General features: G+C 35.2%; 18 protein-coding genes, 1 tRNA gene, 1 rRNA gene and 1 other RNA gene. 5 read left to right on the top strand and 16 right to left on the bottom strand.

All coding sequences use genetic code 11. The features are described 5' to 3' along the window. The 10 genes from LQ673_RS12235 to treP form a co-directional block, all read right to left on the bottom strand. Positions 1-64, bottom strand: a 16S ribosomal RNA gene (locus LQ673_RS12235); the annotation flags it as partial. Positions 65-364: 300 nt separating this feature from the next. Beyond that, positions 365-1,213, bottom strand: a complete 849-nt coding sequence (locus LQ673_RS12230; protein WP_078099983.1) for a patatin-like phospholipase family protein — start codon at positions 1,211-1,213, stop codon at positions 365-367. Between the two features lie 81 nt (positions 1,214-1,294). Further along, positions 1,295-1,891 carry a recombination mediator RecR gene (gene recR / locus LQ673_RS12225; protein WP_025906091.1) on the bottom strand — a complete coding sequence of 199 codons (597 nt, stop codon included), beginning with the start codon at positions 1,889-1,891 and terminating at the stop codon, positions 1,295-1,297. Between the two features lie 2 nt (positions 1,892-1,893). Beyond that, positions 1,894-2,214 carry a YbaB/EbfC family nucleoid-associated protein gene (locus tag LQ673_RS12220; protein WP_025906093.1) on the bottom strand — a complete coding sequence of 107 codons (321 nt, stop codon included), beginning with the start codon at positions 2,212-2,214 and terminating at the stop codon, positions 1,894-1,896. Between the two features lie 91 nt (positions 2,215-2,305). Beyond that, a complete protein-coding gene (gene dnaX / locus LQ673_RS12215; protein ID WP_204188999.1) occupies positions 2,306-3,997 on the bottom strand; it encodes a DNA polymerase III subunit gamma/tau in 1,692 nt (563 codons plus the stop codon). Positions 3,998-4,066: 69 nt separating this feature from the next. Beyond that, positions 4,067-4,603, bottom strand: a complete 537-nt coding sequence (locus LQ673_RS12210) for a GNAT family N-acetyltransferase (protein WP_204188998.1) — start codon at positions 4,601-4,603, stop codon at positions 4,067-4,069. Between the two features lie 91 nt (positions 4,604-4,694). Then, positions 4,695-4,963: signal recognition particle sRNA large type (gene ffs / locus LQ673_RS12205), an RNA gene on the bottom strand. A gap of 54 nt (positions 4,964-5,017) precedes the next feature. Further along, positions 5,018-5,746, bottom strand: coding sequence for a trehalose operon repressor (gene treR, locus LQ673_RS12200; RefSeq protein WP_126477368.1), 729 nt, complete (start codon positions 5,744-5,746; stop codon positions 5,018-5,020). A 28-nt stretch (positions 5,747-5,774) separates the two neighbouring features. Continuing rightward, positions 5,775-7,418 carry an alpha,alpha-phosphotrehalase gene (treC, locus tag LQ673_RS12195; RefSeq protein WP_239705843.1) on the bottom strand — a complete coding sequence of 548 codons (1,644 nt, stop codon included), beginning with the start codon at positions 7,416-7,418 and terminating at the stop codon, positions 5,775-5,777. 27 nt (positions 7,419-7,445) lie between these two features. After that, positions 7,446-8,882, bottom strand: coding sequence for a PTS system trehalose-specific EIIBC component (gene treP, locus LQ673_RS12190; protein ID WP_239705842.1), 1,437 nt, complete (start codon positions 8,880-8,882; stop codon positions 7,446-7,448). Between the two features lie 119 nt (positions 8,883-9,001). Between treP and LQ673_RS12185 the strand changes: the two genes are divergently transcribed. Beyond that, entirely contained in the window at positions 9,002-9,748 is a 747-nt protein-coding gene (locus LQ673_RS12185; protein WP_239705841.1) for a serine hydrolase, read from the top strand. Here the strand turns inward: LQ673_RS12185 and LQ673_RS12180 are convergent. The 6 genes from LQ673_RS12180 to gltB form a co-directional block, all read right to left on the bottom strand. Continuing rightward, positions 9,737-10,645, bottom strand: a complete 909-nt coding sequence (locus LQ673_RS12180) for a C40 family peptidase (protein WP_239705840.1) — start codon at positions 10,643-10,645, stop codon at positions 9,737-9,739. The two genes, LQ673_RS12185 and LQ673_RS12180, sit on opposite strands and share 12 nt — an antisense overlap. Further along, positions 10,642-11,742, bottom strand: a complete 1,101-nt coding sequence (locus tag LQ673_RS12175; RefSeq protein ID WP_239705839.1) for a dipeptide epimerase — start codon at positions 11,740-11,742, stop codon at positions 10,642-10,644. The genes LQ673_RS12180 and LQ673_RS12175 overlap by 4 nt, the downstream gene beginning before the upstream one ends. A 12-nt stretch (positions 11,743-11,754) precedes the next feature. Next, positions 11,755-12,678 (bottom strand): S66 peptidase family protein, encoded by a 924-nt coding sequence (locus LQ673_RS12170; RefSeq protein ID WP_239705838.1) that lies wholly within the window; start codon positions 12,676-12,678, stop codon positions 11,755-11,757. Between the two features lie 519 nt (positions 12,679-13,197). Next, positions 13,198-13,290, bottom strand: a tRNA-Ser gene (locus tag LQ673_RS12165). A 60-nt stretch (positions 13,291-13,350) separates the two neighbouring features. Beyond that, entirely contained in the window at positions 13,351-14,808 is a 1,458-nt protein-coding gene (locus LQ673_RS12160) for a glutamate synthase subunit beta (protein ID WP_037589376.1), read from the bottom strand. A 15-nt stretch (positions 14,809-14,823) separates the two neighbouring features. Further along, entirely contained in the window at positions 14,824-19,317 is a 4,494-nt protein-coding gene (gene gltB / locus LQ673_RS12155; RefSeq protein ID WP_239745063.1) for a glutamate synthase large subunit, read from the bottom strand. A 142-nt stretch (positions 19,318-19,459) separates the two neighbouring features. On the opposite strand from gltB, the gene gltC reads away from it, so the two are divergent. The 4 genes from gltC to LQ673_RS12135 all read left to right on the top strand — a co-directional run bounded on the left by gltC (position 19,460) and on the right by LQ673_RS12135 (position 22,918). Further along, on the top strand, positions 19,460-20,347 hold the full coding sequence (gene gltC / locus LQ673_RS12150; RefSeq protein WP_037589378.1) for a glutamate biosynthesis transcriptional regulator GltC: 888 nt from the start codon (positions 19,460-19,462) through the stop codon (positions 20,345-20,347). Positions 20,348-20,363: 16 nt separating this feature from the next. Further along, positions 20,364-20,975: a DNA-3-methyladenine glycosylase gene (locus LQ673_RS12145; RefSeq protein WP_037589379.1), complete on the top strand. Its 612-nt coding sequence runs from the start codon at positions 20,364-20,366 to the stop codon at positions 20,973-20,975. Positions 20,976-21,044: 69 nt separating this feature from the next. Then, positions 21,045-22,160 (top strand): YibE/F family protein, encoded by a 1,116-nt coding sequence (locus LQ673_RS12140; protein ID WP_239705836.1) that lies wholly within the window; start codon positions 21,045-21,047, stop codon positions 22,158-22,160. Further along, on the top strand, positions 22,160-22,918 hold the full coding sequence (locus LQ673_RS12135) for a YibE/F family protein (protein WP_048540293.1): 759 nt from the start codon (positions 22,160-22,162) through the stop codon (positions 22,916-22,918). Before LQ673_RS12140 ends, LQ673_RS12135 begins: the two co-directional genes overlap by 1 nt. The last annotated feature ends 126 nt before the right edge of the window (positions 22,919-23,044 follow it).

Here is a 23,044-nt window from a genome sequence, read left to right as displayed (position 1 = left end):
CGACTTGCATGTATTAGGCACGCCGCCAGCGTTCATCCTGAGCCAGGATCAAACTCTCCATAAAAGAAGTAAGCTTGATAAGCTCATTTTTGATTGGTTAAGCCAATCACTCTGAAGTACTTTCAGTACTCAATTATTGGAATTAACGTTGACATATTGTCATTCAGTTTTCAATGTTCATTTTGTCTCACAAGAAACTATTATACACACTTCTTAATTCGAAGTCAACAACTTTTTAAAATTAATTTTCAAAGTGTTTTGATGTTTTATTTATCTCTCGCTCACAAGATATAACTATACACGCTAAATACCCTTTACTCAAGCATAAAAATTACACCAAAACACTCAATACTCTCAATTATACTTAATTCTCAACATATTCTTTTAATTTATCGTATATTTTTTCAGCATCTTTATATCCTTGTTTGTATAAAGCATCTAATTTTCTAGGATTTTTCTCGATTCTATCAACAGATAATGAATCAGAAGGTCTGATAACAAACAAATTACCTTTCTCTTCTTCCGCTTCTATCCATTCTAAAGTCTGATTATAATGTTTATATCTAATTGCCATTAAGTGATTTATTTTAGGATATGCTTTCAATCTGAATACTTTTGAAAATTTACTTTGTTTTTTGCGATAGCCTTTCGGTCTTGTCAAAATCAAAACATTTTTCTTATAGCCTTCTTCAATTGCTTTATCAATTGGAATAGGATTGACGATACCACCATCTAATAAAGTATGACCTTTATATTGAACTGGGTTGGCCATCATTGGTAAAGAACTTGTTGCCTCTAGAGCAGTCAATATAGAACCTTCTGTTTCTTTCTTATTGAAATAAACCGCTTCTCCTGTGTCACAGTCTGTCGTTACAACAACAAACTCTTCCTCTGCTTGATCAAACTTTTCAAAGTCAAAAGGTTCCAAGTAAGTTGGTATATGATGATACACAAAGTCCATACCAAATATCTCTTTATTTTTTACATAATTTGATAGCGAAATATAGCGCTTATCTTTAATGTATTTAGTTGTAACACGATGATTGCGTCTAAATTGTCGAGATATATAACTTGCAGCCATAGATGCGCCTGCTGAAACGCCAATATTATATTTAAAATACAAATCTTTCTTAATGAAGAAATCTAGCACACCTGCTGTGTACATACTTCTCATTCCGCCACCTTCTAATATTAATGCTGTGTCTTTTATCATAGTTACACTTCTTTCTATATTATTAGTTGAATGAAAGCGAGGCTGAGACATTCTTCATTGTCCCAGCCTCAATTATAATTATTAAATTTCTGTTCTTCCAGTTATAGCTTTCGAAAGTGTTACTTCATCAGCGTATTCTAAATCTCCACCTACTGGTAGACCATGTGCTAGTCTAGTTGTCTTAATACCAATCGGTTTAACGAGTCTAGATATATACATTGCTGTTGATTCACCTTCTATATTAGGATTAGTCGCTAATATAATTTCTTCGATTTCATCATTCTTCAATCGTTCTAATAATGAAGGAATATTAATATCTTCAGGTCCAATACCTTCCATTGGAGATATCGCACCATGTAATACATGGTATAACCCTTTATATTCACGCATTTTTTCCATAGCTATGACATCTTTAGAATCTTGAACAACACACACAACTGAACGGTCTCTTTGTTTATCTTGGCATATATGACAAGGCGAAACATCCGTAATGTGTCCGCAAGTTTCACAATAAGTCAGTTCTCTCTTCACATCTACAAGAGATTTGGCAAAAAGTACAACGTCGTCTTCCTTCATATCTAATACGTGGAAAGCTAAACGTTGTGCAGTCTTCGGACCTATTCCCGGCAATTTCATAAAGCTATCGATGAGTTTAGATATTGGTTCTGGGTAGAACATCATTACATCATTCCAGGAATGTTTAGACCTTTTGTATGTTTACCTAAACGATCTGCTGTTACATCATCTGCTTTAGATAAAGCGTCATTTGTTGCTGCTAATACTAAATCTTGTAGCATTTCAATATCTTCAGGGTCTACTACATCTTCTTTAATGATAACGTCTAATACTTCTTTATGACCAGAAACAACAACTGTAACCATTCCGCCACCAGCTGTTCCTTCAATTCTTTCTTCTTTTAGCTTTTCTTGTTCCTCAGCCATTTTCTTTTGCATTTTTTGCATTTGTTTCATCATTTGTTGCATATTTCCGCCACCGCGCATAATTTCGTCCTCCTAATTTCTAATTTATACATTTAAGGTTATTAATTTTTGTCATATTTATTATACATGCCTTTAGAGGCGATGTCATGTATTACTCATCCGTAACATGTACGGTATCTTCACCAAACAACTCTTGAGCTTTCTTTACAACATCCGCTTCTTCTGGCTTTTCTTCTTGCTCAACTTCACCTTGAGCCGTATTCGCTTTTTTAGATTGAATATACTGTTGACGAACTTGTAACCATTGTGAATTTGGTACGCCAACGACCTTTACATTCTTATTAACAATCTCACATACAATCGCTTCGATATGATTTCTTTTTTCATCATTCTTATTCACGATTTCACAATGAATATCTTCATCAAATTTCACGAGCACATGATCTTCACTTGCTGCAACAGGTTCCGAGTTTAAGAGCAGACTGACTAGCGCTCTTTGTTCTTTCTCTTTAACCGATTCTATCACTGCTTGCCATTTTTCTTTAAGTAAATTCAAATCATCACGATTAGCGTGGTCAAGCACACGTTCGATTTGTCGAATTGAGAAGACATGCTTAGATTGTTTACGAGCGATATTTTGTTTATTTTCAACTGGTTTAGCCTTTTGACTGACGCCGTTTTGAGCTAGTTGCTGAATCGTCGCTTCAAGTTGTTGGATTTTATCCATCACTTCACTAGAGCCAGCGTTTTGGTTTGAACTGACAGATGCTGTTTGTCCACTATTATTCTGATCAATTAATTCTGTTAACTTAACGATGAGTATTTCTATATGAACATTCTGGTTAATTGCAAATCTCATTGAAACTAATGTGTCGTTAATACAATCAATCATTTTGTACATTGTATTTAAGTCTACTTGATTCAGTGCGTGGTCATCTTCAACTTGTTCAGTAGTCTTAGCGACAATTGAATCTCTTATGAAATAAATCATATCATTTACAAGTCTATTCACTTCTTTACCAGCAGCTATAAATTCATGATATCTAGTAAAAGCTTGTTTAATATCTTTAGCCACCATGTCTTTAAACAAAGCATTTAAAGCCGCTTTATCGACACTTCCCGTTACATTCAAAGCATGTTCAAGTGATAAGTGCCCATCTCCAAACGCGATTGCTTGGTCCATGATACTTAATGCATCTCGCATACCACCTTCTGAAACTTGAGCGATAAATGCCAAAGCTTCTTCTTCGTAGGTAATGTTCTGCTCATCTGCGACAAACGCGAGTCTACTTTCTATTTCACCAGAATGGATGGCTTTAAAATCAAATCTCTGACATCTAGATATAATAGTAGGTGGTATCTTGTGAGGTTCAGTAGTTGCGAGTATAAAAATAGCATGACTTGGTGGTTCTTCAAGTGTCTTTAAAAGTGCATTGAAAGCACCTGTTGTAAGCATGTGCACTTCATCTATAATATAGACTTTAAATTTAGATTCACTTGGTGCATATTTTACTTTATCTCTAATATTACGTATTTCATCTACACCGTTATTACTGGCAGCATCAATTTCAATGACATCTGAATTTGTTCCTTGTGTAATGCCTTTACAAATCGCACATTCATTACAAGGTTCCCCATTCGTATTCTCTGTACAGTTAATTGCTTTAGCGAAGATTTTAGCAATACTTGTCTTACCAGTTCCACGTGGGCCATTAAACAAGTAAGCATGTGATTGCTTTTCTTTTTGGATGGCGTTTCTTAATGTTTTTGTGACATGTTTTTGACCGACAACATCCGCAAATGATTGTGGTCTATACATTCGATACAAAGCCTGGTAGTTCAAAGTGGCACCTCCAAAATTTAATAAGATATTGGCTATATTATATCATGAATCAATAGGTACACCCTATTATTAATTATCAAAAGCTTCTGGGTAGTGAACAATGCCTTTAATTTCTTTTGTTGGGTGATCCCATAAATATTTAAACATGAAATTTTCATCTGGCACTTCAAATGGTGGGTATATATTAAACTCTGAAGCTGCATGATAACCTAATTTATGATAATAATCAGCATGACCTAGTACGACTACACCGACATAGCCATTTTCATAAGCTCTATATTCTAAAGCTTCTATTAAAGCTTTCCCTATTCCTTTATTTTGATACTCTGGCAAAACCGAAACAGGTGCAAGCGCTAATACTGTATGCGTTTCTTCATCAGAACTAACGGTCACTTCTGACATCATGGCATGCCCCAGAATTTTGCCTGATTCTGTCTTCGCTACAACTTCAAGTTCTGCATTATAATTCATTGATTTACGTATTTTACCGATTAATTCGTGTTCTGTTCCATCAGAATAACGTTCATTTTCGAATGCTGCTTTAACGACTTCTTTAGCTAATTCATATTCCGATTCTATAATCGTTCCAATTAGTAATTGCGTCATGTATAAAATATCCCCCTGATATTAGAAAAAGGGTGACCGCGGTCACCCTTTTGAATTTATATATAATTTGATAAGTTTATAAAATTTAAAACCGTGCACCTTTGCTTTGAACAAACATCACAAGCGTTACCTCAGTCGTTAGCTAAACTTCGGCTACCCTACGGCACATACAATGATCCACTTAATGCTGCTTCCTTCCGGACCTGACATGATTCATGGGTTTGTATTGCATAGGACCGACGTCTTCAGACACCACGTGCTGAGGGCAGACCTCACAATAATATGTCCGCGGCAAAGGAATTCAGTCTTGCATAAGCGGATTTCAAGTACAGGGAACCGCTACCTCCCCACTTAGCACGGCAATATATATACTACAACAAAATGTTACGATTTGGCAAGAAAAAACTACTTCAATCAAAGTGTTTTATGAATCACCCTGCGAGAAAAATCTACAAACTTGAATTCCGTCGCGATATGCCTTGAAATATTATATTGAAATTTTTCTGCATTATTAAGATACACAGTACCTCTAACCGTTGCTGTATAAGGCGGGTTCAACTTTCCAAAATATAATATTTCATTCTCAGTCATCTCTTCAAATGTAATAGACTTATTCGAGTAACTGATTTCTACATTCATTTCTTGTTCAATAAATTTATAGATAGATTCAGCCGCGACTTCTTCAGTGAGTTGAGGAATAATCTGACATTTAAAGTAATCCTCATCCATTATACGCACAGCGTCATCTTTCGTTCTCGTTCTAATGACATGCCACAACTTATCTTGGTCTCTTAATTCAAGAGCATGTTGAACGACAGGAACATCTTTAGCATCTATAACCTCAAGTAATTCAACTTTAGTTTCATAATCAAGTCCTAAACGTTTATTAATTTCTTGAAAACTCACCATTTCCGATATCGGAAATTGAATAACATCTTCATAAATAACGACAGACCCTTTACCTCTTAACTTTTGAATATAACCTTTTTCTTGCAATAAATTTAAAGCTTTCCTTACAGTCTCTCTAGAAGTTGAATATATCTTTGTTAATTCATTTTCTGAAGGTAGTTGCTGTAAATGAGCATATTCACCATTTAAAATTTTTTCACAAATAGATTGGTAGATTTTCATATACTTGTTCATGCGTTCACCTCTATACCTTCAACATCAATTAGTCACCACTTACATTTACGACAAAAGCATCAAATGGTTGCAAAGCGTTACCATTTAAATCATTATTTGCAATCATGATTTCACCCTCTAAATCGATATCTTCTGGGATATCAACGATTTGATCAGAGTAGTTTGCAACAACTAACCAAGTTTCATTATTTAAATGTCTCTTGTAAACGAACAGCTCTGGATGCTCCATATGAAGTGGTTCAACTTCTCCATACGTTATCACATCGTGTTCATGACGTAATTGTATTAACTTTTGATACGTATAGAAAATAGAATCTTTATCTTCCAATGCCGCTTCAACATTAATATGCTTATAATTTTCCGGGATACCAATCCATGGTTCTCCAGTTGTAAAGCCTGCCTCAGCATGCGCATTCCATTGAATAGGCGTTCTAGAATTATCTCTAGATTTCTGACCTATTACTTTCATAATCATTTGTTCATCCATACCGCGTTCTTTCAATAATTTGTATGCATTAAGCGATTCGACATCTTTATATTGATCAATATCCGTGAAACCTGGATCTGTCATGCCAATTTCTTCACCTTGATAAATATACGGCGTACCTTGAAGCATGTGTAATGATATCGCAAGCATCTTAGCAGATTTAACTCTTTCCGCTTCTGTATCATCTTTACCGAATCTCGTTACGACTCTAGGTTGATCATGGTTACACCAGAAAATAGCATTCCATCCGTTACCTTTTGCGATATTCACTTGCCAATCCATTAATATACGTTTCAGCTCAAGAAAATCAAATTTCATATCTGACCACTTTTCACCATCTTTATAATCTACTTTTAAATGATGAAAATTAAACACACTACTTAACTCATGACGTTCTGGATTTGTATATTTAATACAATTATCAATTGTTGTTGATGACATTTCTCCAACCGTCATAATGTCTTTATTGCCAAATGTTTGTTTATTCAGTTCTTGTAAATACTCATGAACTTTAGGTCCATCTGTATAAAATTCTTTACCGATTGCTGTTGAATTTTCGAAAGCACCTTTGGAAATTAAGTTAATGACATCAAATCTGAAACCATCTACGCCAAAATCAATCCAATAATTAATCATTTCATATATTTCAGCCTTTAAATTGTCATTCTCCCAATTTAAATCAGCTTGAGAAACATCAAACAATCTTAAATAATAACTTTCTGTTTGTTCATCATAAGTCCAAGCATTACCACCAAACTTAGACTCCCAGTTCGTTGGCGGCTCTTCTTTAGTGCCTTCTTTCCAAATATAATAATCACGATACGGATTATCTTTAGACTTGCGAGATTCTACAAACCAGTGATGTGATGTCGAAGTGTGATTGATCACAATATCGAGCATCACTTTAATACCTAAACTGTGCGCTTCATCTAGTAATGTTTTGACGTCTTCCTTTGTACCAAAATCAGGATTAATTTGATAATAATCACTAATATCGTATCCATTATCGTTCATTGGTGATTGATAAATTGGTGTTAACCAAATGTAATCTACACCTAACGTTTGTAAATAAGGTAATTTTTCTATAATACCTGGTATATCACCTTGTCCATTTCCAGTCGTATCATTGAATGACTTTGGATAAATTTGATAAACAACGGACTTCTTCCAATCTGAAACTGCCATATAGGTATACTCCTTTATTTATATATATTATTCTTGAACCATTTCTTTAGCTTTTTCTTTAGCAAAGTTTGAAAGTACAATCGTTAGTATAGCTGGTAACACTACCGCAATCAATGTCGCAATACCGAACACACCCCAATATTCTCTTTGAATAGAGATAATTGCAGGTACACCGCCTACACCTACACTACCTAACACTTTATTAGCACCAATAAATGCACCTAGTAAACTAGACGAAATAATTGCTGCAAAGAACGGATATTTCAATGGTAAGTTGACACCGAACATTGCTGGTTCAGTTACACCTAAGAATGCTGAGATACCAGATGTAGCCGCTAAACCTTGTTCTTTAACCATCTTACGTTGTTTGTATACTACCCAAGCGCCGAACGCTGCTGAACCTTGACAAATATTAGATATTGCCACAATTGGCCATAAGTACGTGCCGCCTAAAGGACTTCCCATGAGTTGGAAATCTACCGCTAAGAACATATGGTGTAATCCTGTAATAACAAGAGGTGCATAGAATAATCCATACACTGCGCCACCTAACCAGCCAGCAGTTTCGAAAATTGCTTTAATTCCATTTGTAATTAACGTACCTAACTCTAACGCTAATGGACCAATAACGATAAATGCTAAAAATCCAGTAATTAATAACGCTACAGGACCTACTACAAGCATTTTAATAGAATCATGTACACGTTTAGCTAAGAATTTCTCAATAATAGATAATATCCAAGTTGCGAATAATATCGGTAATACTTGACCTTGATAGTTTAATTGCTTAATTTCTAAACCAAATATGTGCCATACAGGAATTTCACTCGATTTACCGCCACCTAAATCATATTGAGAAGCAAGTTGCGGATGTAATAAGATTAAACCTAATACTAAACCTAGAATTGGGCTACCACCAAATACACGCATAGCTGACCAACCAATTAAAGCCGGCAAGAAGATAAATGCGGTACTTGCGATAACGTTAATGATGTTTGCAAAGTCAGCAAGCCATGCATATTGTTCAACAAGTGACTTAGCGCCAAATAAATTTTCTGCTGTTAATACATTGTTTAAACCTAATAGTAAACCTGCTGTTACGATTGCAGGTAAGATTGGAATGAATACATCGCCCAACAATTTAATTAAACGTTGAAATGGATTCATCTTCTGTTCAGAAGCTTTCTTCACGTCATCTTTCGAACTTTCTTCAACACCTGTTTCTTGTTGGAAAATTTCATAAGCCTCATCAACAGTTCCCGGTCCAATTACAATTTGAAATTGGTTGTTTGCTGAGAAAGATCCCTTCACTAAATCTATTTGATCTAATGCATCTTTATTTACTTTACTTTCATCATTTAATACAAGTCTTAACCGTGTGACACAGTGGGTTGCGGCATTTACATTGTCTTGCCCACCAATAGCATCAATAATCTGCTTTACATCTTCTCTATTCACAGCCATTAAACTCACTCCCCTAACTTTATTTAGTTGAATTATAACTTGTATATACAAGTATGTAAAGGCTTACAATTAATATTATATAAATAATGTAGTATGATTGTGTAAAGGAGGTTTTTCATATGTCTTTTTTAACACATGAATATATCGATCATGACAACGTTGCACTCGATTTTGCAAAAGGAGATTCCATCATTTTCACAAACCATCACCACGAAAAAATATTTGAATCAGCAAGTTTAATTAAATTGCCTATTATGATTTATATTTATGAAAATACGACTCAAGAAGATAGAAAAGCACTCGTTCAAATCAATGATAAAGTTGGCGGCAGTGGTGTTCTAAAAAATATGGATATCGATCAACTGAGCATTCAAGATTTAATCTACTTAATGATCGTTGTTTCGGACAATACGGCGACGAATACATTAATCGATCATTTCGGACTTCAACATATTAACTTATTTATTCAAGAAACATTGCAATGTGAACAAACGCAGTTAAATCGTTATATGATGGATGCAGAAGCAATAAGTGAAGGGAAACAGAATACAACGTCTTCTCAAGATATGATTCATATACTTCGCTTTATTGCAGAGCATAAACATCATCAAGACATGATGAACATCATGAATGACCAACATTTAAACGATAAAGTTTCAATCTATCGATCATTTTACGAAGATACACTTAATTTCCACTCTAAGACAGGGGAGTACGACAACGTTGTCAATGATGTAGGTATTATCCAACATGAAGGCGAGCTATATTATTATTGTTTCTTATCCAACACAAATAAACCCAAAAAGGCGATCGATTTCTCTCACCAATTTGGGTCATATATTATTCAATCTATATTAGATATTTGATAGCCGTGCAGCTTTAGCTAATATCTTTTGATAATAACTACCTGATAACTTAATGATTTCGATACTTTTCGGTGTATGTGGTGCATGAATCATCATGTCTTCTCCCATGTATATGCCAACATGTGATAGAAAACCTTTATCTTCTGGTTTACTGAAGAACAGTAAATCACCTGGCAAAAAGTCATGTGATGCTATCGAAATATCCGTCATTGCTTCATATTGTTCATCAGCATCTCGGGGGATGTGGAAGTTTTGACTTTTGTACATTTGGAAACATAATCCTGAACAATCATAACCATAACTAGACATCCCTCCCCATAAATAAGGCAAGTCTAAAAAGCGCTTCGCATTTTCAATAACACCTGCCATCGTGCCAATTTCGAATGCACCAGATTCATCACTGAATTCTACATCATTCGCACTAATAAGACCCTTGCCTTCAGGTGTATCAACTTCAATAAAAGGCTCATCTTTCTTAATAATAGGTAAGATCGTATTAAATGACAGAATTTGTTTCGTTGTAAAGTCTAAATTAAACAATGTCGTCTTAGGTACTTTAACACGAAGGCGCGGATATTTATCGTACGCCTTCATCTCACCTAATTGACTCGTCGGAATAAATCCTGGATATCCCTTTGGATTCTGTTTAGACGGTTGCTCTAAACAGATAACGTAACTCCAGCCATCTTGTTCTTCTACGACTTCTACTTTTTCGCCATAAAGAATTTGCGTATCTATTCTACTATCTTCCGTAAAAGATAATTTCTGTTCTAAATTAAGTTCCAGTAACCAACGTTGAATATCTGCTGGATACATGATACCGTCTCTATCAATTTCTCTAGCTTTATCAAAGCTTCTCCATATTGTCCCGACATTTACTCTACAATATTTAATCATGAGCTCACCTTCTTATATAAAGATTCACGATCTATTCCTAATCCTGTACCTTCTGAAACGGTTACTTTAGCACCTTCATAAGTAATACCACCTTCAACTTGTCGCTCAACTACCATTAAAGGTGCATCAAAATCAACACGATTCACTTGTTCTGCTGCTAAACTAAAATGCAAAGCTGCCGTTACAGATACATGTGTTTCCATCATACATCCAACCATGCAAGGTATCGCTTCACCTTTAGCAATGTCATGTATTTTTAAAGCTTGATGAATACCACCAGTCTTCATCAGTTTAATATTCCATATATTTGTTGCACCAACTTCTACAAGTCTCTCGGCATCATGTATACTAAACAATCCTTCATCTACCATTAAAGGTATTTTGAATGCTTGAGATAACGCACCTAGTACCTTATACTCATATCTCCCGACAGGTTGTTCGATGCTCTCAATATTTAAATCTGCTTCATCAAAATGTTTCAATGCATGACGCGCACCTTTTTCATCCCATGCTTGGTTTGCATCCGCACTTAAAATAACCTCACTTGGTAAAGAAGAACGTAATGCTTGTAATCTATTTAAATCTGTAGAGACATCATCTTTCCCCACTTTTATTTTCAAATGGTTAAAGCCATCTTCTACATATCGCAAACCATCTTCTACCATTTCGTCAGCATCATTTAGACTCACGGTATAACAAGTTTCTAACGATTTATTTCCCGGGTTATGCTTAATATATTGATATAAAGGCAATTCTGCTTCTTGAGCTAATAAGTCATAGAGCGCGATATCTATTGCAGCTTTAGCACTTGTATTACCTACGATGACTTGATGAATTTCATCTAGTAAGTCTTTCGTTAATGGTCGGTTAATTAGTAGTGGCTTAAAGACTTCATCAATCGCAGCTTCTATACCACCTTTTGTATCACCAGTAATAACATATGTAGGTACTGCTTCACCAACACCAATAACATCCTCATAATTCGTTTCAATAAATACATATATACTTTCAATAACCTCTACTGTTCTCAGTGCTGTTTTAAAAGGTTTCTTCAAAGGTGTTTCATATCTATAGTATTTTATATCTGTTATAAACATATAACTTCCCCTTTATTCTATAATTACACCTGACGCTATATTTAATATTTTATTGTCCACATCTAATGTAGCTTCTGTTCCAAACGGTATCGCAAAATGCGGCGTGCAATGCCCTATATTCAAATCATACACTGCTGGTTTATTTAATGGTGTTATAAAATCATCTAACACTTCTTTCATCGTTAAAGATTTCTTTGGATTTTTAGGCTCGCTATCTGTGAATGGTCCGAAAATAAATCCAGAAGCATCATCTAACTTGCCAGCAGATTTGAGTTGTTGTAAAAATCCATCTACCTTATAAGGCACTTCCCCAATATCTTCTATAAATAAAATTTTATCTTTAGTGTCGATTTCATATGGTGTGCCTAAACTCGAAACAAGTAAAGATAAACAGCCACCAACAATTTCCCCATCAACGCGACCACTAACTAGCGATTTAAACGTTAAACGATCTGTAGGATAAGACACAGCTTCACCATTAAATAACTGCTCAAAGCTCCCAATAGAAATCTCATTATAAGTATCGCCTATATCAGATGCGATCATAGGACCTTGAAACGTTACCAATCCCGTTTGTTGTCTAATAGCATTATGTAAACATGTTATATCACTATATCCCCATATAATTTTAGGATGTGCTTTTACAAGATTATAATCAATACGTTCTACAATTCTAGGTGTACCATAACCACCGCAAGCACATATAATACCTTTCACTTCATCATCTTCTAACATGTCATGCAAACTATCTAATCGTTCATCATCCGTTCCCGCTAAATGACCATGAACGCGGTCTATATTTTTCGCTAGTTTAAACCGAATACCATATTTCTCTTCTAAAAGTTTCAACCCGTTCTTTAAATGCTTTTGGTTTGGCGGACTCGCTAATGCTACAACACCCACCACATCTCCTCTATTTAATCCCTTTGCTTTCATTAAGACACGACCTTTTATCAGAATATTCTTATATTATAGCAAAGTTGTTATCCTTTTGTGAAAACAAAAGAAATTGTTAAAAAAGCATGACGATATGAGGTTGGACATATGTGCGAGTTAGGTTGGAGCCCGGTCCGATTTCGATCCGAGTAACTTCCATTTTTCTGAATTGTGGTAGTTAGAATGCTGTAACTTCCATTATTTCGAATTCTGGTAGTTAGAATCCTGTAACTTCCATTATTTCGAATTCTGGTAGTTAGAACTCGTATCCTTAGAGACATTTCTCGGAATTCTGTCCCTAACAGCACCTATTACGGACATTTCTCAGAATTCTGTCCCTAACAAAAACCCTTATATCTATATCCTCTATATTTCCACCTGCAATATTCCACCCTACAACTCAATCTCCACTCCGCGCCCAATTCCGCATCCAATATAATATTTTTTCACAACAAAAAACACTGCCCACAAAAGTGAACAGTGTTCTTTATATATATAGTCTTGGATATTTTAAAATAATGGCGGAGGAAGAGGGATTCGAACCCCCGCGAGCCGTTAAGCCCCTGTCGGTTTTCAAGACCGATCCCTTCAGCCGGACTTGGGTATTCCTCCAAATAAGACATTATTTATCTTATAACATGCCATTACTGATGTCAACAAAAATCACAAAATTTAAATTGTAATTTTTTTCTTTAAGGATTCATCTACAGCTTTTGCAACTGCACGACCTTCTTTTATTGCCCAAACGACTAAACTTTGACCTTTTCTTGCATCTCCAGCTACAAATACTTTATCTTGATTTGTTCTAAAGTCTTTTTCATTTGCTACGATTTTGTTTCGTTCTGTCTTTAAGTTGAATGAATGTGGTACTAAATGTTCTGTACCTTCAAAACCGATTGATAATAGGACTAAATCTGCTGGCCAATGACGTTCTGTACCTTCGACAATCACCATGCCGTCTTCAGTTTCTTCTAACACTTGCGTATAAAGACCGCGAATATTACCATTTTCATCAACATCATAACGCATTGTTTGAATACCATATGCTCTTGGTTCGAATCCGAATTTTTCACGATATTCTTTATGCGCATAGTCTAACTTGAAAATTGGCATTGGTAATGGCCATGCTGTATTTTGTTCCATTTTATCTGTTAGTCTTACATATTTATTAAATTGAACGACTGATTTACAGTCATCTCTTAATGCTGTTGCTACGCAGTCAGCACCTGTATCACCCGCACCGATTACAATCACATTTTTACCTTTTGCTGTTATAGTTGGTTCGTCAATTTCTCCCATTTGTAATTGTGTTTGCTCTGTTAAATATTCCATCGCAAAATGTATACCGAAACTCATACGTCCTTCTAATGGTAGGTCTCGTCCTTTTTGTGAGCCTGTACAAACAATAATTGCATCATACTGTTCATCTAGTTCCTCTTTCGTGATGTCTTTCCCCACGTTAACATCTGTTTTAAAGACGATACCTGCTTCTTCCATTAATTTCACACGACGTTCGATAACCTCTTTATCTAATTTCATACTTGGTATGCCGTACATAAGCAAACCACCTGGACGATGGTTACGCTCATATACAGTCACATTATAACCAAGTAAATTTAATTCTTCTGCAGCTGTTAAGCCTGCTGGACCACTACCGATAATGGCCACTTTTTCTTCTAAGCGCTGCTCAGGAAACTTAGGTTTCACAAGTCCCATATCATACGCTTCATCTATTATTGTACGTTCTATCCCTTTGATAGCGACTGAATCATTATTAATCGCTAAGACACATGAAGATTCACATGGTGCTGGACATACACGACCTGTAAATTCAGGAAAGTTATTAGTTTCTGATAATCTTGCATATGCTTCTTCATAATCTTTGCGATACACTAAGTCGTTCCACTCTGGTATATAGTTACCTATTGGACAACCTATTGTATCTCTACCGAATGATGAGCCTGTTTGACAAAATGGTGTTCCGCAATCCATACAACGCGCACCTTGTGTAGCTGCATCTTCTTTAGTAAAACGTTGTTGGAATGCGTCATATCCTTTAATTCTATCTTTTAACGGCAACTCATCAAGTTGTTGCTTAGGATACTTCATAAAACCTTTAAATTCACCCATAATATGCCCTCCTTCTTAATATACCGAAGCCAGTTCTTCTTCATCACCAATAGATTTTCGATCATCAAAGAATGCATTTAACAGTGCATCTTCTTCGTTTTCTAATTTGTGTAGTGAAATCTTCTGCATCATAAGTTTGTAGTCTTTCGGAATCACTTTAACCACTTTGTCTACAATTGTGTCAAATGACGCTAGCACTGCTTGTGCTTTTTTACTATTTGTATATCGAACATGTTCTTCTAACATGTGTCTTAAATTCGCAATTTCACCTGGATCTTTTAATGTCTCAAACTCTAAAGTGTCAAGTTCATTATCTTTTTTGAACGCTTCAACATCTGTAGGCAATGCGTAACATACGCCACCACTCATACCTTGACCGAAGTTACGTCCTACATCACCTAAAATGACAACACGTCCACCAGTCATGTATTCTAATCCGTGGTCACCGACACCTTCAACAACGACGTTAACGCCACTATTTCTTACACAGAAACGTTCACCAGCTCTACCGTTAATATAAGATGTTCCACTTGTCGCACCGTAGAAACAAACGTTACCGACAATGATATTATCTTCTCTATCTTCGTTAGGTGCGTTTAAGATTAATTTACCTCCGGATAAACCTTTACCGAAGTAATCGTTAGCATCACCAGTATGATGTAACGTCATACCTTTAGGCGTGAATGCACCATAACTTTGTCCAGCATGTTTAAATGTCTTAACACTTATTGTATCTTCTGGTAAACCAGGTTCACCGTGCACTTCTGTAATATAACTACCTGTAATAACACCAACATCTCTTTCAGTATTTCGAACGTTATAACTACCAACAAATTTCTCACCATGATCAATTGATGCTTTTGCATCTTCATATAATTTCGTTAAATCGAATCCAACATCAAGGTGATGATTTTGATTCATAGAGCGGTATCTTTCACCTTCATTTACAAATAAAAGTGCCTCTAAATCAAGTTCTCTCGCTTTAGGATGAGAGTAATATCTGTTTGATACTGATAACAAGTCCGTTCTACCTACAAGTTCGTCCATTGTTTTTAAGCCTAATGAAGCTAAAATCTCTCTTATTTCCTCGGCAATAAAATACATGAAGTTTACGATGTAATCTGCTTTACCAGTATATAATTTTCGTAAGTCGCCATTTTGAGTTGCAATACCAACTGGGCATGTATCTTTATGACATACTCTCATCATAATACAGCCAAGCACAACTAAAGGTGCTGTCGCAAATGCAAACTCTTCTGCACCTAACGCACAAGCGAGTGCAACGTCACGACCAGTCATTAATTTACCGTCAGTTTCTAACGTTACACGTGAACGAAGACCGTTTAACATAAGTGTCTGATGTGTTTCAGATAAACCAATCTCCCATGGTAATCCGGCATGTTGAATACTCGTCTTAGGTGATGCACCTGTACCACCGTCATATCCACTGATGACAATTTTGTCGGCAAAAGCTTTTGCAACACCTGCTGCAATTGTACCTACGCCAGATTTAGAAACGAGCTTAACACTGATGTCTGCTTTTCTATTTGCATTCTTTAAGTCATGAATCAGTTGTGCTAAGTCCTCAATAGAATATATATCATGGTGAGGTGGTGGTGAAATTAATCCTACACCCGGTGTTGAACCACGTACTTCAGCTACCCACGGATAGACTTTTGTACCAGGTAATTGTCCACCTTCACCAGGTTTAGCACCTTGTGCGACTTTAATTTGAATTTCTTTAGCATGTTGTAAGTAATCGCTCGTTACACCAAAGCGACCTGATGCGACTTGCTTAATAGCACTCATATAATTTGTGCCATCCGGCTTAATAATAAAGCGTTCTGGATTTTCTCCACCTTCACCGCTATTACTACGTCCACCAATTCTATTCATTGCTTCTGCTAAAGTTTGATGCGCTTCTTGAGAAATAGAACCGAAGCTCATTGCACCTGTCTTAAAGCGTTTCACAATTTGATCAGCAGATTCTACATCTTTTAAATCAATTGAACGATCTGATTTAAAATCAAGTAAGTTTCTTAAGTGACTCATACGTTCACTATCTGCAGCTTCAGAGTACTCTTTAAACATTTCAAAATTATTATCTCTACATGCATGTTGTAATAAATGAATTGTTTTAGGGTTGAATGCATGATATTCACCTTGTTGACGCCATTGGAAAGTACTACCTGAATTTAAATATTTAATCTGTTCAGATTGTCTCGCTTTATTCTCTTTATCAATCGTATCAATTGATATACCAGAAAGTTTAGACGGAGTACCTGTAAAGTATTGATCGATAACATCTTTACCTAACCCAATTGCTTCAAAGATTTGTGCACCTTGATAACTTTGAACAGTTGAAATACCCATTTTAGCCATTACTTTAATCACACCAGCTGATAACGTTTGACTAAACGTATCAATATTCTGTTCAACTGTACCTTCAAGACGTCCCGCAGCAGTTAAGTCTTCAATCGTATAATGTGCTAAGTAAGGCACAACAGCATTGGCACCATAACCTATTAATGTAGCTAAATGATGCACTTCACGACACTCACCAGAATATGCCACAATACTTGTATCTAAACGTTGACCCGTTCTTATCAAGTGTTGATGAATGTGACTAACCGCTAATAATATCGGCATTGCAAACGCCGCTTCTAAATCTTCAACAGACTCATCTTCTAAGACAATAATCTCTGCACCATTTTTAACGGCTTTTGAAACGGTTTGCCCTAAGTCATCTAACGCTTCTTTAAGCGAACCTGTGTAAGTCGTCGGAATCACCGCAACATTAAATTCACTATCTTGAATTTGTTCAAGTTGCGCTTTCGATAATACCGGGTGATTTAATTGAATTCTTCTCGTGTTATCTTGATGCGGTTGTAGCAAGTTACCTTCTTTACCTAAGTAAACCAATTCACTTGTAACGATTTTCTCTCTATATGAGTCAATTGGTGGGTTTGTTACTTGAGCAAAATGTTGTTTAAAGTAATTAAACAATGATTCTGGTCTCGTACTCAACACGGCAACTGGCGTATCAAAGCCCATCGCACCAATTGGATCTTTCTTCTCACTCACAAGTTCTGACATATATTTATTAATTTCTTCTTTTGTATATCCGAAACGACGTTGTAATTGGAATAATTTCTCTTCTTCAACATGTGAAGGTGTCGCCACTGTATCATTTACGTTTAACACTTTATGACTTACCCACTCATCATAAGGATATTCACTTGCGATACGTTGTTTTAATTCATCATTTTCGATAACTTTATTCTCTTTAAAATCCACTAATAAAAGTTTACCTGGGTTGAGTTGCCCTTTATAAACAACATGTTCTTCTTCAACGTCAATAACGCCTACTTCTGAAGAAAATATAATTTCATTTGAATCTGTAATTGTGTAACGACCAGGTCTTAAACCATTACGGTCTGTTAATGCACCAAGTTTATCTCCATCACAGAAACTAATCATTGTCGGACCGTCCCAAGGTTCCATTAAATAACTGTAATATTCATAGAATGCTCTAATTTTAGGATCTTGTGTTTCGTTATATAACCATGGTTCAGGTATCAATAACATTGCTGCTTGTTCTGGAGGAATGCTTAAACTTAAGAACTCTAGTGCATTATCAACGATTGATGAGTCACTTCCTGATTCATCTAGCACTGTTCCAATCTTATCTTTCACATCACCAAAAATCGTTTCAATTAATCTGTCTTGTCTTGCACGCATCCAGTTAACATTACCTTTAATCGTGTTAATTTCACCATTATGCATTAATAATCTATTCGGATGCGCTCTTTTCCAACTTGGAAATGTATTCGTACTAAATCTCGAATGTACAGAACCAAATTTAGAAACATAATCTTCATCTAACAAATCAATATATAAACCTTTAATTTGGTCTGAACGCAACCAACCTTTATATACAATTGTGCGTCTAGATAAACTTGCAAAGTATAAATCTAAATCTTGTTCATCGCCATATCTTTCAATTTGTTTACGCGCAATGAATAACGAACGATCAAAGTGTTCACTTGAATGATTTTCAACAAACACTTGTTGAATACAAGGCATTGTCGCTTCAACATGTTCTGCCAATACTGATGTATCTAATGGAACATCTCTGTATCCAATAACTTTTAATCCTTCTTCTTCAAAGTACGCATTAAACTTCTTTTCATGTTCACTGCCAGCTATTTTTTCATCAGTGAAAAACATACCTACTGCGTAATGTTCTTCTTCAGGTAAATTTAATTTTAATTTTTGTTTAAAATAGAGGTGAGGGACTTCTGTCATAATACCAGCGCCATCACCAGTAATTCCGTCAGCTCCAACTCCACCTCTATGATCTAACCTACAAAGCATTTCAATTGATTTTAGTACAATTTCATGTGACCTTTTGTTGTCCATATTGGCGTAAAAGCCAATCCCGCAAGCATCATGCTCGTCCATCGAATCATATAGGCCAAGTTGTCTTCTATCTTTCTTAAATGACATACGACATCACCTCAACAATAAATTTCAGAATCTTCAATAATTGATAGTCTATATCATACTTTACAAGGACTTATCTTAACAATATATAAAATAGATGAAATATATCTAAAAATTAGATAATATAAATAATGAGGTGTTGAATATGGAGATAAAACAATTAATTTATTTTAGAGAAGTTGCTTTAAGAGAGCATATTTCAGAAGCTGCGCTCGAGTTAGAGATTGCCCAATCTGCAGTTAGTAGACAAATCGCGAATTTAGAAAAAGAATTAAACACGACGTTATTTTTAAGAGAAGGCAGAAATGTAAAATTAACGGACAGTGGCGAACTCTTACTTACACAGACAAATAGAATTTTAAACTTAATAGAAGAAACGAAAGATTTATTTATACATCAAGAACATTCAGATCGTCGTTCTATTAAACTCGCTTATACAGAAAGTTATGTATCACAAGCATTACCGGCTATTATTAAGACTTACGAGCGAGATTTCAAAATAGAAGTTAGACCTATGATGATGACACCCTTAGAAATTGAAGAAGGTTTATTATCTCACCAAATAGATGTTGCGTTATGCGAACTTACACCGAAACTTACAAACAATAAACATACTATTAAACATACACTATTCGAAGAAACATATAATTTATACGTTCATAATAACAACGATTTATCAATGAATCCTAAACCACCTTTATCACAATTGAGCCAGCAATACATTTACCATTTCAACACATTACCTGATCAAATATCACAATTAATACGTAAACATGCATCACAGAAGACTTACCCCATTTCAAATTTTGCGTTATTACGACAAACATTACTTTCTGAAAAAGGCGTACTCATCGTGCCAGATTATTTAAGTAATGGTATTGAAAATGAACAACTCACAAAAATCCCGTTAACACATACCGAACTTAAAAGAACGATTAACATTGTTTATCAAGACAATAATCAAAATAGTAAATTGAAGACTTTTATTGAACATACACGTTCTTTATTGCAAAGACAAGCAACGTATCATTAAGGAGGATATTTTCAAAATGGATTTTATCAATAGAACGACTGAAGAAATTGCTGCTGACTTACTTGGCGTCAAAATCATTCACGAAACAGACGATATCGTATATACAGGTTATATCGTTGAAACGGAAGCTTATATTGGTAAACACGATCAAGCTGCCCATTCATTCAATGGCAGAAATACTAAAAGCGTGAAATCTTTGTATTGCGAGGGTGGAACGATCTATGCACACTCTATGCACAAACAACTACTGATTAACTTTGTTACGCAAGTTGAAGGTGAACCTCAAGGTGTCTTAATTAGAGCGATAGAACCTGAACATGGCATTGAACAAATGTCTCTGAACCGTAACGGCAAAACAGGTATAGAATTAACAAATGGACCTGGCAAATTCACGCAAGCGATGCAAATATCTAAAGCATTAGACGGCACTAAACTCAATGCTAATTGCTTAAAAATCGATACAACAAATAGAAGATACCCTAAACAAATCGAACGATCAGCAAGAATCGGCGTACCAAATAAGGGCATCTGGACTGATAAACCTTTACGTTTCACAGTAGCAGGACATCCCTATGTCTCAAAAGCTAGAAAACGCGATTCACTTCCTTGTGCTGAAACATGGAAATAATTGAAGTACACCTCTTATGTACGTATACTATAGTATGTTCAAATCAAAGAAAAATGATGGTGGCAAAACATGAATGACAAAATCAAACAACAATTAACGAAACCATTTAATGTTGCGATACTCATATTTATTGTATGCGTTGTATTAGCCTATATATTCACCCAGCATAATGCGCAATATTACAAAACACCGATTGGTCAAATTACGGATATTACACATCAATCTTCACAAACAACGATTGACCAAAATAAAAATAAAGATACGTTACATAAAGAACAAATCCATTTAGAGATTCAGAATGGCCAGCATAAAGGAGACCGCATTACGGTTCCTCATAAATACACGGACTCTTTAACGGATTCTGAGAAATACCATGTAAACGATCAAGTCCTTTTATCATATAAAGGTAAAGAAGACACTGCTATTATAAAAGGCTTAAAACGAGATGGCGCTGTCACGTTAATGACTGGTTTATTCTTATTAACTTTACTTATCGTCGGTAGAAAATCAGGACTATATTCCATTATTTCACTCATTATTAATGTCACAGTTCTACTATTGATGATTGATTATTTCATGAAACATAATAATCATCACTTCTTTATATTAATGACGGCAACAGTTATATTCTCAACAATCGTGTCCTTATTGCTCGTTAGTGGCTTTAAGCGGAGAACTTTTGTTGCGATAATTTCAACTTTATTAGGTACATTTTTAAGTATTGGTATCGCTCAACTTGTCATGATGTTTACGAATGGTGACGGTGTTAAATATGAAACGATGAGTTTCTTAACGATTCAACCGACACAAATATTCCTTGCGTCTGTGCTCATAGGTTCACTTGGTGCGGTTATGGATGTTGCTATTACGTTAACAAGTTCCTTATATGAGATTAAAGCACAACATCCCGAAATTTCATTGAAACAATTACGTCAATCTGGCACAAACATTGGTAAAGATATTATGGGTACAATGACGAATATCTTATTCTTCGCTTATTTATCTGGTAGCATTCCGATGATTATTCTTTACTTTAAAAATAGCAATACAATCACGTATACCTTATCCATGAATTGGTCATTAGAAATTACAAGAGCACTCATGGGCGGCATTGGTATTGTGATTACGATACCTATCACAATATTTGTTGCAATGATGTTCATGCAACGAGAGGAGGCTAAATAATGACGACATTTATTTTAGCCAGTATATTACTCATTCTTATGATCATCGTTGGTGGAAAGAAAGGATTTAGATCGTTCGTAACGTTATTTTTAAACTTGCTGACATTGTTTATTGCGCTATTACTCATCATTTATAAAGCGCCTATATTCATCGTATTAATCATCTTCTGTTTAATTATTACATGCATTAATTTGTTCTATATTAATGCTTATAATACTAAGACAGTTGCTGCCTTTTTTGCGACCATTATATCTACACTTATCTTAATAGGATTAATCTATTTCATTGTAGATATTTCAATGTTGCAAGGATTTACTGAAGAAGAACAAGATGAAACGTATATATTTTCAATGAATGTAGGCATAAATTATGCTGAACTTATGGTATTTACAGTTGTATTAGCCGTAATCGCAGCAGTGATTGATTTAACAATATCCATTAGTTCTCCAATGTACGAACTATATGAAGCCCATCCAAAAATATCATTGCAACAACTATTCAAGTCTGGCTTAACAATAGGAAGAGACATCCTATCAACAACAACCAATACAATTTATTTCGCCTATATAGGTGGACAAATCACGTTATTTTTCTGGTTTGGTAAATTAAATTACACCTTTGGCGAAATAATCAATGCTAAAATATTTGCAGCTGAAATCATAACCATATTATTAGGCGGTATCGCTGTAAGTATCGCCATCCCAATCACCTCATTTATCACAGTGAGATTAATAAAGAAACAACAACATAAAATATAGATAAAAGCACCTTTTGACTCGGTCAAAAGGTGCTTTTGTTTGTATATATGAACCGCTAACGATCTTGTTTTTCATTCTTGAGCGTTAGCACCTAGTTTTCTCTCATTTTTTTAATTTTTTTGCCCG

Source organism: Mammaliicoccus sp. O-M54 (assembly GCF_022386035.1).
In the GTDB taxonomy this organism is placed as follows: domain Bacteria; phylum Bacillota; class Bacilli; order Staphylococcales; family Staphylococcaceae; genus Mammaliicoccus; species Mammaliicoccus sciuri_A.
Note: the sequence above shows the minus strand (reverse complement) of the source record. Positions and strands in the feature narration are given on the sequence as shown.